Source organism: Methanospirillum lacunae (assembly GCF_003173355.1).
GTDB lineage: Archaea > Halobacteriota > Methanomicrobia > Methanomicrobiales > Methanospirillaceae > Methanospirillum > Methanospirillum lacunae.
In genome coordinates this window covers 891,045-903,819 of sequence record NZ_QGMY01000002.1, presented here as the reverse complement: position 1 = coordinate 903,819, position 12,775 = coordinate 891,045, and the positions used below count along the sequence as shown (strand labels likewise).

The 12,775-nt window shown below is 42.7% G+C and carries 12 protein-coding genes and 1 tRNA gene; 5 read left to right on the top strand and 8 right to left on the bottom strand.

The features are described from left to right. Nucleotides 1-24: 24 nt before the first annotated feature. Nucleotides 25-324: a hypothetical protein gene (locus DK846_RS04465; protein ID WP_146201124.1), complete on the bottom strand. Its 300-nt coding sequence runs from the start codon at nucleotides 322-324 to the stop codon at nucleotides 25-27. A gap of 190 nt (nucleotides 325-514) precedes the next feature. Here DK846_RS04465 and DK846_RS04460 point away from each other — a divergent pair, with 190 nt between their 5' ends. Beyond that, the gene (locus tag DK846_RS04460; protein WP_109967685.1) at nucleotides 515-1,909 is read left to right on the top strand and encodes a GntP family permease; all 1,395 of its coding nucleotides are present in this window, start codon (nucleotides 515-517) and stop codon (nucleotides 1,907-1,909) included. 26 nt (nucleotides 1,910-1,935) lie between these two features. On the opposite strand, the gene dinB is transcribed toward DK846_RS04460, so the two are convergent. Beyond that, the gene (dinB, locus tag DK846_RS04455) at nucleotides 1,936-3,009 is read right to left on the bottom strand and encodes a DNA polymerase IV (RefSeq protein WP_109967684.1); all 1,074 of its coding nucleotides are present in this window, start codon (nucleotides 3,007-3,009) and stop codon (nucleotides 1,936-1,938) included. 581 nt (nucleotides 3,010-3,590) lie between these two features. On the opposite strand from dinB, the gene DK846_RS04450 reads away from it, so the two are divergent. Then, the gene (locus DK846_RS04450) at nucleotides 3,591-3,944 is read left to right on the top strand and encodes a hypothetical protein (protein ID WP_109967683.1); all 354 of its coding nucleotides are present in this window, start codon (nucleotides 3,591-3,593) and stop codon (nucleotides 3,942-3,944) included. Between the two features lie 67 nt (nucleotides 3,945-4,011). Then, on the top strand, nucleotides 4,012-6,078 hold the full coding sequence (locus tag DK846_RS04445; RefSeq protein ID WP_109967682.1) for an acetate--CoA ligase family protein: 2,067 nt from the start codon (nucleotides 4,012-4,014) through the stop codon (nucleotides 6,076-6,078). 48 nt (nucleotides 6,079-6,126) lie between these two features. Here the strand turns inward: DK846_RS04445 and DK846_RS04440 are convergent, their stop codons facing one another. From DK846_RS04440 to DK846_RS04425, 4 genes are all read right to left on the bottom strand, one after another. Next, nucleotides 6,127-6,750: a response regulator gene (locus DK846_RS04440; RefSeq protein WP_109967681.1), complete on the bottom strand. Its 624-nt coding sequence runs from the start codon at nucleotides 6,748-6,750 to the stop codon at nucleotides 6,127-6,129. A gap of 76 nt (nucleotides 6,751-6,826) precedes the next feature. Then, nucleotides 6,827-7,945 carry an aminotransferase class I/II-fold pyridoxal phosphate-dependent enzyme gene (locus tag DK846_RS04435; protein WP_109967680.1) on the bottom strand — a complete coding sequence of 373 codons (1,119 nt, stop codon included), beginning with the start codon at nucleotides 7,943-7,945 and terminating at the stop codon, nucleotides 6,827-6,829. Between the two features lie 95 nt (nucleotides 7,946-8,040). Further along, nucleotides 8,041-8,640 (bottom strand): ferric reductase-like transmembrane domain-containing protein, encoded by a 600-nt coding sequence (locus DK846_RS04430; protein WP_146201123.1) that lies wholly within the window; start codon nucleotides 8,638-8,640, stop codon nucleotides 8,041-8,043. Nucleotides 8,641-8,734: 94 nt separating this feature from the next. Then, nucleotides 8,735-9,526: a hypothetical protein gene (locus tag DK846_RS04425; protein WP_146201122.1), complete on the bottom strand. Its 792-nt coding sequence runs from the start codon at nucleotides 9,524-9,526 to the stop codon at nucleotides 8,735-8,737. Nucleotides 9,527-9,743: 217 nt separating this feature from the next. On the opposite strand from DK846_RS04425, the gene eif1A reads away from it, so the two are divergent. Beyond that, on the top strand, nucleotides 9,744-10,046 hold the full coding sequence (gene eif1A, locus DK846_RS04420) for a translation initiation factor eIF-1A (RefSeq protein WP_245926458.1): 303 nt from the start codon (nucleotides 9,744-9,746) through the stop codon (nucleotides 10,044-10,046). Nucleotides 10,047-10,168: 122 nt separating this feature from the next. Here eif1A and DK846_RS04415 read toward each other — a convergent pair. Together DK846_RS04415 and DK846_RS04410 are read right to left on the bottom strand one after the other, a co-directional pair. Then, nucleotides 10,169-10,253, bottom strand: a tRNA-Leu gene (locus DK846_RS04415). Nucleotides 10,254-10,326: 73 nt separating this feature from the next. After that, a complete protein-coding gene (locus DK846_RS04410; protein ID WP_109967676.1) occupies nucleotides 10,327-11,997 on the bottom strand; it encodes an AMP-binding protein in 1,671 nt (556 codons plus the stop codon). A gap of 203 nt (nucleotides 11,998-12,200) precedes the next feature. On the opposite strand from DK846_RS04410, the gene DK846_RS04405 reads away from it, so the two are divergent. Beyond that, on the top strand, nucleotides 12,201-12,755 hold the full coding sequence (locus tag DK846_RS04405; protein ID WP_109967811.1) for a TATA-box-binding protein: 555 nt from the start codon (nucleotides 12,201-12,203) through the stop codon (nucleotides 12,753-12,755). The last annotated feature ends 20 nt before the right edge of the window (nucleotides 12,756-12,775 follow it).

Genomic DNA, 12,775 nt, shown 5'->3' with positions numbered 1-12,775 from the left:
GATGGCGTTTTGTATTGTGTTATTTCAGTCTTTGCGTTTCTGTTCGAGAACGCTAGAGATGTATTCTGTTGCCTTTCTGGCAGTCTCCTCAAGGGTTCCCATGATCTCAGCACCTGTCTGATCCATACTTCTGCCAATATGCTTTCGGCCTTCCTGAGTTGTCAGTAGTTCCTTGCCGACTGAGAGAAGCTCATCTAAACCTTTCCCAAATGAAGCCTTTGCTTGACTAAGCCTTTCTGTAAGATCATCCGGTGATCCCGTAGCAGATGCCTGTTGTGTAGGTTCTTCCACCCACCGCCCCTTCTCAAATTGACCCCCCATCATTATGTAGTATTCTTTTCTTCTTGGATTTATCAACTCTTTCGTTTCTTCTCTGTAAGCCTCCCTGTTCTCTGCGCACCTGTTTATCCGGAAACAACCTCCTAATAATTATATAAATTGCTTCTTCAAGCGTATGGTGGTCGGATTTCATTCTGAACGGTATTTGATATTATATCAGGAGTGATATTATTCAATGTACACCCTGCAGATATTTTTCATCATTATCATTCTTATCTCTGTGATAGGGATAAAATTCCGTGTACCTCCTTTTATCACCCTTGTTGGTGGTGCGGTGGCATTCGGATTTGCAGTTGGTGGGAATCCCGATGCGGTTTTTACACAGGTTGCAACAGGCTGCGCAAGTGTTTTTAATAGTCTGGGAATACCAATTCTTGCTGGTTCAGTTATCGCAAAATATCTTGTTGAACAGGGTTATATTCAACAGATCGTTTCAGATATCAGAAAAGTCCTTAAAAGCCCGCTCTCACTTTCTGGATTTGCTGGATATATTATCGCTGTTCCTTCAACTTGTCCGATCACAGCTTACATGATTCTCCAGCCAGTGCTTTCTCACTTAGCTCCTGATAAAAAGCGCCAGTCTAGCCTTATGTATCTGGTAGCTCTAGGTAGTACACTTGGTGTAGCATTTGTCTATCCTACTCCAGTCACTTTTCCGCTCTTTGACACTTTTGGACCTAAACACCTCACCCCATTAACTTTTGACATGGTAACGATCACCCTCTCGGTGATTTTTCTGGGTCTTCTGATTTGGTGGACCAAATGGAGGGCCCCTAAAGTAACAGAGCAAATATCGGATATTCAGCCAAGTTCACTGATTCCTGGGAAAACTGAAAAGGCCGAATCCGAAATCATATCAGAAGGGTCAGAAGGTGCTGAATGGGGGCTTGAGGAGAGTGGTTATTCAGATCAAAAGTATGTACAACCCGGATGTGAGATTGATTCGGGTCTTTGCACTGGTAAATTTCATCCAAAGGCTTGGGTGCCATTTCTGGTAATATTTGCTGCAATACCGGTCGGTCTATTTCTTCTTCATCTCTCGCATTTCACACTGGTTCAGTTCATTATGTTTGCAGGAATGATTGCTGCTGTAATGGTAGCACTACCTGAAAACAGATGGACGGGATTTGTATCCGGAGCAAAGCATGCAGGAGTTGTAATTTTTGACATCTGCGGGGCCGGAGCACTTGGATATGTGATCACCCAGAGTACATTTGCCCAGGATTCACTGGTAGTGCTTGCACAAAATGTTCCGCTCATTTTGATTCCCTTTGTAATGGCAGCTCTCATTCAGACTGCCCAGGGATCCCGTATCGTCACCTCGATACTTACCGCGCAGATAATTGCCAGTACTGGTATTCCTCCGATGATGAACCCGTTGGCACTTTTCCTGATGATCATCGCAGGAGCAGGAGTCATCTGCTTTGTTACAGATCCCTATTTCTGGCTGCTTCACCGGACAACTGGGGATGATGTGAAGACTGTCTTTAAGCGTTACACTATCCCCCAGGTGATATTCGGGGTCTTGACGTACATGGTCGCGTTTGCGATCCAGTACTTTTACCCCTGATTTTTCCAGTTTGTATTGTACGTTTTTTAACTGAAGAATTGATCCAGAGTACACTGTTTAGGATCATGATACACGAGACCAGAGAGTCTTATCCCGATCAGACGTACTGGTTTTCCTTCCCAACACTCTTCAATCAATGAATGTGCAGCTTTCATGATTGACGCCAGATTATCATCAGCATGGGATAGCGAGACTGATCTGGTGTATGTAACAAAACCTGTGTATCGTATACGAATACCTACTGTCCTTGTTCGTGCGTGAACTCTAAGCAGTTCTGCATGAAGTGACCGTGCCAAATCATCGAGGGTTGTTGATATCAGATCCGGATCAGTAGTATCTTCGGCAAAGGTTGTCTCCCTCCCGATGGATTGACGTGGTCCCTGATCCTTAAGTCCGGAGATATCATTGCCAGATGCAATATCCTGAACTCGCACTGCCCATGCTCCAAAAATTTCCTGAAGAAGTTGAATGTCTGCTTCAGCAAGATCTTTAAATGTAGATAATTTACGCGATTGTAGCAGTGCGTATGACTTTTTTCCGATCCCTGGAATCTTATCGACAGTAAGAGAGGATATTATTTTTTTTAGATTATCTGGTCGGATGATGGTCAAGCCATTAGGTTTCTGTAGGTCTGATGCAATTTTTGCGTAGGAACGGGCCGGTGCAATCCCTATTGAACAACTCAACCCTTCATGTTCCTGTAAAACTTTTTTAATAAAAAAAGCTCGTTCTTCTGCTTGATCATAGGAACCACAGTCAGAAAAATCAAGATATGCTTCATCTATACTAACCTGTTCAAGATGTTGCGTATAATACTGCAGGATTTCCATAATTCGAGCAGAAACAATGCTGTATTTTCCACTTGGACGAATATATACGGCATGGGGGCAGAGTTGCCATGCCTGAGATATCGGCATCCCTGAATGGAGACCATATCTTCGTGCTTCATATGAGCATGTGCTGATCACACCGCGTCCTTTTCCCTCCTGAGGATCAGAGCCAACTACGACCGGTTGTCCTGTAAGAGAGGGATCATCACGGATCTCAACAGAAGCATAGAATGAATCCATGTCAAGATGGGCGATAATCTGATTTTCCATGATGTTTGTCAGATAAGATCACCGGGAGAAACCAATTATCTTTACGGGTGAAAACCGGTTTTTTTCTTCGCTAAATTTTAACTTAATTTTTAGGACGAAAGTGATGAATGTTATTTATGTATTAAAATTTGAGATTAAATTAAAATTGAGGCTTTCATGCAATTTATTCTGAAATATGTATAAAATTGAAAAATACTTTCGCCCTGTTTCTGTAAAGTTCAAATATCCTTCAGTGTGAGGAATACTTGTGCAAAGCCCAAAGCCGGGGCGCACAAGTCACCAGAATCAGAACTCCAAAACCCCCCCAATATACATACCTGATCCATCCAAGCCCGGCTGAAGGTTGCACACAAAACCCCCTTTTTCTTATCGTCATCATGATGATGGATCACCATTATCAAAATTCCCTCACTTATCGAAAAAAATAAGTGACGTTTCATCCTGATAACGCAATGCAATACGATTATAGAACAGAACCTGGAAAAATTCTATAGTATATTTTGAAAAGCGTTGGATTGGAATAGAGAACAATTTCAAAATGTAATGCCATACACTACTATGAGTAAATTCAGGTGACTATAATGGAACAGGCCGAAGCCGGGTGTACACCGGATAAATGTGAATCCTGCACAGGGTGTGGCGGTAGTATTGAGAAGATAACGTTAAAGATTGAATGGCGCCACAAAGACACTCCCGAAGAGAAAGTGAAAGAGATTGAAGAATGTATTCATACCCTTTCCAGTGATCTTGCTGTATCAGGCGTTGAAATGATCTTCTTCAATAATACCATCAGCGCTGATATCGCACCAGGTTCATCAGAATTTTTCATCAATTCAAAATCACTGGGTAGTCTCACTCCTGTCTCCACGGATCTGCCAGTTACAAGAGAAGTTCTTCGTAAGGGAATTTTTCAAGCTCTTCTTCAGAATATCTGAATCTTATTTTTTCACACAACGCTTATCTGATTGAGTTGCCTATGCTGACACATACGCAGGAGATACAATGGATAGGCGGCTGCTTACTGAAAAGGATGGGTACGAACTACTCACCAGGTATGGTATTCCGGTTCCGGCATACCGGTTTGTGACCACCCATGAGGAGGCAGCAGTTGCTGCTGAAGACATCGGATTTCCCGTTGTTGTAAAGGTTGTCTCTGGACAAATTATCCATAAAACAGACGCAGGGGGAGTAGTTCTGCATATTGCCAGTCATGAGGCACTTGTTGAAGCCCTTCTGGATATTGATCAAAAGGTTGCTACATATGATTCTCAAGCAGTAATTAGCGGGTATCTTGTCGAACAGGAAATGAAATCAGGAACCGAACTGCTCATCGGAGGAAAAATAGATTCAGCATTCGGTAAGGTACTCACTGTGGGGATGGGTGGAATTTTTGTCGAACTCCTTCATGATTTCTCAATGAGAGTTCTGCCTGTAGACGCACCTGAATACAGAGCCATGATCCATGAGATGGCTGGATACCGGCTGATATCTGGTTATCGTGGGCATAAACCTCTTGATGAGCAGACCCTCGTGGATATACTGGAAAAGATTGGCAGATTATTTCTTGAAGATGAAAGAATAGTTGAATTTGATATCAACCCGCTTGTCCTCTGGGATAATGGTGCATGTGCAGTAGACGCCCGGATATTTATAAAATCTACACCTGAAAAACCCCAGGTCACTCCACAGATTCTTTCACCGGTTCCGGACCTTCTCCATCCTTCCTCTATTGCAGTAGTTGGAGCATCACGAACTCCGGGGAAGGTCGGATATGCTGTCTTTCGTAATCTTCTGAACTTCCAGGGCGAACTCTACCCGGTCAATCCGAACGCTGGTGATATTCTTGGTAAAAAAGTCTATCCTACCATTAGTTCTATTCCGAGCCCTGTTGAGATGGTGGTTATTGCAACCCCTGCAGTAACAGTTCCTGATATTGTTAAAGAAGCAGGAGAGAAGGGAGTAAAATCTGCAGTGATCCTGACTGCCGGATTCAAAGAGACCGGTGATGCAGGAAGAGAACTTGAAGAAGAACTGCTTAAGGTAGCCAGAGAGACAGGAATAAGGATAGTCGGTCCGAACTGTTTGGGTATCATTATCCCGCCACTGGACCTGAATGCAACTTTTGATGTACAGTCTCCACTTTCTGGCCAAATTGGATTCATTTCTCAAAGTGGTGCCATCATTACAACGGTTCTAGACTGGTCAATTTCCCGCCGCATAGGTTTTTCATCTGTCATTAGTGTAGGAAACCAGACCGACATGGGATTTTTAGAGTATTTGCAGGTTCTTGATCAGGACCCACATACCTATGCTGTTATCCTGTATGTCGAGGAGATCCGTGACGGGCATGCATTTTTGGCATATGCCAAAAATATGAGGGGAAGAAAACCGGTGATCGCACTTAAGTCTGGTTCTTCAGTAAGAGGTCGTGAAGCTGCTTCGTCGCATACCGGATCCCTTGCAGGGAGTTATGAAACATACATTGCAGCTTTTAAGCAGAGTGGGGTGATCCCTGCCTATTCTCTCGCGGAGGCCTTTGATATTGCCCGTCTTGTGGTTTCTGAAGGTTATCCCAAAGGGAAAAGAACGATCATCCTCACCAACGCAGGAGGATTTGGAGTACTTGCTTCAGACTATGCAGAAAAGAGTGCGATGGAGATGATCACACTGTCTGATCAGGTTATTGAAGAACTCAATAGTATTCTCCCTGATTCCTGGTCTCATAAAAATCCGGTTGATCTCCTCGGGGATAGTAATGCTTCACGTTTTGCCCGAGTATTTGATGTAATGATTAAGTACCAACATCTCTGGGATATTGCTGTAGTAATCACTGCACCGGTGGCTATGATGGATCCTAAAAACCTTGCTCATGAGATGATCAGACTCTCCAGGTTTACTCATAGCATGGTGGTTGGATGTCTTCTCGGAGGTGACTCTATGAAGTCAGCTATTGATATGCTTGGGGAAGCACATATTCCAAATTATCAGGATCTTCAGGATGCATTCAGAACTGTTGGGGCAATCCTTGAATCCTGTAATCTGGATAGTCCCACAAAACCATCACCATGATTTTTAAGGCTGCTGGTCTTTAAAAAAGGGCATTTTCCTGAAAGGAAATCAGGTATTAATGCCCATATTCTGAATGAGAAGATCATATTCTGCTTTGATTTTTGATCTAAAAATCTGGAAATCTTCAGGCCCGTATGAATCAGGATCCTGTTCACCTGTAGATGAACCATATCGATCTTCAAGTAGATGCATTAGCCTTCCTGACACATCATTGGCACGATGAATTGTAACAAAGTGATCAATCTCACTTTCAGAGCATCCCTTCGCATGTGCTTTATCTATAAGTGCCTGTATTATTCGTTGCTTTTCAAGGATTTCATTAATAATGTCGACACAACGCTTGGGGGTAATCGGCTTCATGATGTAATCCTCAATATAGTATGAAAATTGTTCAGCTTCTTTAAAAGTCAGGTTTTTTCCGGTCTGCATGATTACCGGAATCTTACGAAAATCCGGGTCTGCCTTGATATGATGGAGAGTTTCCCATCCATCCATAGGTTCCATCATCATATCGAGTAGAATTAGGTCAGGCCTGTATTCATCTTTGAGTAGATCCAGACATTCTCTGCCTCCGAGTACTCCCTCTGTAGAAAACCCGTATTTTTTCAGGCCGATAACAAAAAGCTCGTTGAGAGCAGGTTCATCATCAACAACTAGGATTTCTACCGACATGATTAGGTCTCTTCGATTAAACTTATTTGACCCTGCACCTTGATTAAATCTGTGGGATATATCGATCTCATATAAATTAGATCCGGGATTGTAGATACTGTTCAAACCTGCCTAAAATATCAGGCATGTTTTTTCTTCCATATCCTAATCTGAAGTGGGGTGTTTCAACATGGAACACTGTCCCGGGAAGCAGGAGTACTCCCGTATCCTTCCGGACCTTATCACAAAAGGTTTCGACAGGTGTGTCTGATACCAACCTGGGAAATGCCGTGGACCCGGCAATAGGAGCTGACCAGGTAACCTGGTCAGCGTAACTCTTGAAAAATGTGTGAAGGATATCCATATTTTCATGGATGATCGAAAGATTATTCTTGATAATCTGATCCTTGTACTTTAATGCTAACCTGGCAAGATACTCCGAAGGGCCGCTGTTACATATTGTTGTGTAATCTTTAAAGGCCTGAAATTTTTTTCTGAATTCTTCATTCTGTGAAGCTACCCATCCAATTCGCAAACCTGCAAGACCGAGTGATTTTGACATTACTCCTATGGATAGGGCTGACTCACTCATATCTGCCATCGGGTTTAGTGCTGTATCTGGATTATGTTCTATTCCACGGTAGACCTCGTCAGATATGATAAATATTGAGTGATCTGAGCATATCTTTTCGATTTCTGCCCAGTCAGATGCAGAGAATTGGTACCCTGTTGGATTATGAGGGGAGTTTATCACCAATACCTTTGTGTTGGGTGTAATTAGATCGTGCAGAATTTCGAGGTCCAGATGCCACGCCCCGTTTTTTTCGACCATATGCCAAGGAGAAACATGACATCCAATAGACTTTGGAATTTCATGTAGGGACTGATAAGCTGGCATCTGGACGATAACATGATCTCCGGATCTGAGTAAAACATGCATTGCAATGAATATCGTTTCCTCAGCCCCTGATGTGACAATCACATCATTAGAATCGATTGCATTATACCATGCGGAAATTTCTTCTCGGAGTTCTGGTGATCCTGGAGCCTCCGTGTACCCGAGTTTGAGGTTTAAAAAGTTCTCATAAGATTGATCTTCGAACGTTAACAGATCCTGAATTGACAAGGTTTCGCAATCAGAAGAGCAGAGTAGAAATGGCGCTGAAAATTCATGTTGTGCCATATACCGCTCAAGTCTGAAATCCCTGATATCCATGTTAATTATATGATGTCAGGATGTATAGCGATTCTGAAATTATTATTTGATAATGCCTATTTTAAAGTGGACTTGGAAAATTTTGGGATAATTTACTATGATATTCTTCTGTTTGCTTCCATCTTGTGTTTTTTATGGTGTTTGAACATTTTGAGTATGCTGGTAATGATAATTGCAACAGCAAGACCGTTACAGATTATCCGGATTATTGGATTTTGGAATGTAGATCCAATAAGGTTTGCGTGAATGATGGCTAAAAGTAGGGCCGGATATACAAGGCGATGAATAACTTTCCATCTGGTACCAATCTTCAATCTGAAAAGCCCTGCCAGAAAAGCAAAATAGACAATAATAATCGCTACCCTTCCGCCATTTACAAAGAAAAGAAATGGTGACGAGAGAACTGGAATAATGGACGAAGGATCTCCTGAAAGAATAATAAAAAGGACCGGGTGCAGAGTAACAAGTAGCAATCCGGATATTGCAAACAGATGATGGAGTTGTAAAAATGGTCTCCCCAAGATCCTTTTTAGATCAGGTTTGAAGAGATTCATGATCACTGCTCCGGATAATGAAATATAACCCCATAGCCCGGCAATGCGAAGAATCGTATAGATTGGTTCTCCCCCTTTATCAGTCTCGATAACGATCAATGCGGTACAAAAGTATAGCGCAAGACAAGAAAGGTATATCAAAAACCTGGAAGGAACCCTCATAGCAGATGATTTGAATCAGGCAGATATGAGGTTATGCCATGATTAAAAAAAGGATTTTTTTTAAATCCCAAAATCAGTTAACCCTTATACGCCTGATGTCACTGGTTGAACTCTGATATCCCTCATCTCCGCCGAAATATGTTTTGACCTTATACTCTCCTCGGTCATGTGGAGTGATTGAGATAGAATATTTTCCAGAAGAATCAGTAGTAGCAGTACCATAGGTCTCCCAGATCAGGTAATCTGAGTCTTCATCTTCTGAGCAGAAGTCACATCCATACGGAGGTATGGCTACTATGTATTTTACCTGTCGCTCCGGAATTCCTTTCCCTTTTGAATCTCGTAAAAATCCAAACATATTTACTTCTTCCCCCACACTTACCGGTGCACCATATGAATTCAGGGTATTTATTGTGGAGAGAGAGATAGCGCGAGGCGAGACTGTAATATCAGTTAATGCACTGATCTCATCACTGTACCTTACTGATACTGTCCAGGTACCTGTGACATCAGTCTGAACAGAATATGTGAAAGAGCCATTATTATTTACTGGTACCTGTGTAAATGCATTAAATTTGCTTTTTTGTGGTGTTTTTATGATAAGTATTGCATTGCCAGGGTTCAATCCGAGAATTGCCTTGTCGATCACCCCGTGCAGGACGATTGAATCACCAACTTCAACACTTGTTGATTCCGGCACTAGTGAAATGTAGGGTGAACCCAACGGATTGTTCTGGGTATTATTGGCAACAGTATTCACCATACCCGATGAATTGACATCCACTGCAGAGCAGGTTGTGATAATACTCATGATAAAAAGCAGGCTTATCAGAATAAGTTGTTGAAAACTGAATTGGGAATGCATTTTTTCCTCTGATTCTACGTATATGATCATCTCTGTTCAAATCCAATAAGTTCTCTGATCTTAGGAACAATCAGGGATTGATCATAGTGAAAACCATTATTCTAATCAGATATATTAAATGCACATAGCCACAGATATATATCATCATTCTGGAGTTGGTTGGATTAGTCCTATAGAAAACCCCCCTGGAACAAGTGATACACCCGACTCAGGGAGCATGAATTATGAGCGCCCTGATGGGACTGTTGAGACTATCCGTGTTCGATTGCCGAAAAAAAATAATCGAGAACAGTTTGGTCTTGCAGAATTGATGATGGGGGCAAACCACATCAGGATCCGGTGTTTTGACGGGGTTACCCGCATGGGCAGGATCAAGGGAAAGATCAAGAAACGAGCCTGGATTAGAGAAGGAGATATTGTTATCATAACTCCATGGAGTTTCCAGGACGACAAATGCGATATCTCATACCGCTATACTCCACCTCAGCGAGACTGGTTAAAGCGGAACAAATATATCTAATTTTTTTGTCTCTTTTTTGTAAGTGTTACTTTGATTCTCGTTGATCAGCATTGTTGTTAGTTTTTTCTAAATGTATTTAGGAAAAACATCGTTTATATTAAAAATTAATAAAAAAAGGACGATGCGAGGAGCCGGATTTGAACCGGCGAACGACTTCTCGACTAGGCCCTGAACCTAGCTCCTTTGACCTGGCTCGGAGATCCTCGCGCCATTACAGGTGTGCTCTTCCCTTTATTATATCTTTTGTAATACATGATGGATATGAAAATTGGAGTCTGATTTATTGTGACTCCTGATATCGCTTCATTTCTTTGTCCCGAAGCTCTGCACGCTTGATCTTTCCGGACAGAGTTTTGGGTAACTCTTCCATAAATTCGATAAGTCGGGGATATTTGTATGGGGCCGTCACGCGCTTAACATGCTTCTGGATATCTTTTGTAAGCTGATCAGATGGTTCATATCCAGGTTTGAGGACAATAAATGCCTTGACCAGCATTCCCCTGAGCGGATCAGGAGATCCAACTACTGCCGACTCCTGTACTGCAGGATGTTCCTGGAGTGCACTTTCCACTTCAAATGGGCCGATACGATACCCTGAACTTTTGATAACATCATCATTACGCCCGACAAACCAGTAATACCCGTCATCATCCATGTATGCTTTGTCACCGGTGTAGTAGAACCCATTTTGAAATGACTCCGCGTTGGCGTCAGGATTATCAAGGTATTCTGTCACGAGTCCAACCGGACGAGGATTAAGGCCAATTGCGATTCTTCCCTCAACTCCAGGTTCTACTGGTTTGCCGTCATCATCATGAAGTTCTATTTGCCATCCTGGAGATGGCTTACCCATGGACCCGGGTTTGTGCAATATACAGGGAAATGTTGCTATACATGCACATGTCTCGCTTTGTCCATATCCCTCATAGATAGGCAGTCCGGTCTCTTCTTTCCAGATTCGAATGACTTCAGGATTCAAAGGCTCACCTGCTGACACACAGTGCCTCAGGGATCTGAGATCATATTTCGCAAGATCAGCAATGATGAGCATCCGGTAGATGGTTGGCGGACAGCAGAAGGTTGTTATCTCATATTTTTCAATCAGAGGTAACAGTTCGGTTGCTTTGAACTTGCCCCTTGCATCATAGATAAAGAGGCAGGCACCTTCTATCCACTGACCGAAAATTTTTCCCCAGGCACACTTTGCCCATCCGGTATCTGATGAGGTGAAGTGGAGATCGTTTGAGTTGAGATCCTGCCAGAGACGTGCTGTAACGATGTGACCCAGAGGATAGCCATGATTATGAAGCACCATCTTTGGCTCTCCTGTAGTTCCTGATGTAAAATATATTAGCATCGGGTCAGAAGAATGAGTTTTCTGCTGAAATGGCATGCTTATAGCTGATCGGGAGACCGGAGCCGGATATAGCAGTTCGTACTGGTAACTAATCCAGTTGGGAAGTTCTCCGTCAATCAGCATCCTGTGTTTGAGAGAGGGACAGAACCTGCAGATCTTCTCAACTTTATCAGAATTTTCCATGTCGGTGATCAGCATGCTGAACTTGCCGGCATTAACACGATACTGGAGATCCTTTGCGGTAAGCATTGTGGGTGATGGACAAACAACTGCACCGAGTTTGATAAGAGCGATGACAAATATCCACCATTCAGGGACACGATGGAGCATGAGCATCACATGGTCTCCCTTTTTGACCCCGTATTTGATCAGGATATTGGCGGCTTCAACAGAGAGGTTACGGAGATCACGAAAGGTATACTTCTTTTCCTGGCCCTCCTGGTTCACCCATATCATTGCCAGTTTGTTACGATCCACTTCAGCCCAGTGATCAATGACATCAAAACCGAAGTTGTAGAATTCAGGAACATCAATCCTGAAATCACGAACCGTTTCCTCATATGAGGTCATCCGGTGTGCAATCTCCTGCTTCATACCTTCCCATACGTTAGTGGAGAGTATTTAAGATACTATCAGGATGTTGTACACAAGGATCATGGGACATGAGTATATGAATCGATATAAATATCCGCACCAGATCCCAGGTTTGCATTTTTTGTGAAAGGCGAGTAATACGGGCTTCATTTGATGATAATCACCATTAGTATTATGATATGTCAGACCCCATCATATCTGCAATGGAAGAGAAACAATACGAATCCCTGAAGATCGAAAATATTGTTGCTTCAGGGGCAATCGCTGATTCAATTGATCTTGAGGTGATCTCCAATAATATCGAGAATTGTGAACTCAATACAAAGCGTTTCCCCGGGGCAGTGTACCGGATGGAGAACCCAAAGATTGCCTCACTTATATTTTCTTCAGGAAAAGTGGTCCTGACTGGTATCAGAGATAATAATTCACTTGAAGTCGGACTTAAATTAATCATCGGAAAGATGAAAGAGGCAGGTATCGCCTGTTATGATGAACCACGAGTGGCCGTAACCAACATCGTCTGTTCATACGATATTGGCAACAAGATCAATCTTAACAAGGTGGTCATGACCCTCAGCCTTGAAAATATCGAATACGAACCTGAGCAGTTCCCGGGTCTAGTTTATCGTATTGCAGATCCGAAGATCGTTGCACTGCTCTTTTCTTCTGGAAAGATCATTCTGACTGGAGGGAAAAACATGGAAGACATCAAGCGTGGACTTGCCTTCCTTGAACAGAAGCTTGGCAGCATAATGTGACCGGCAAGCCGGGTTCTATT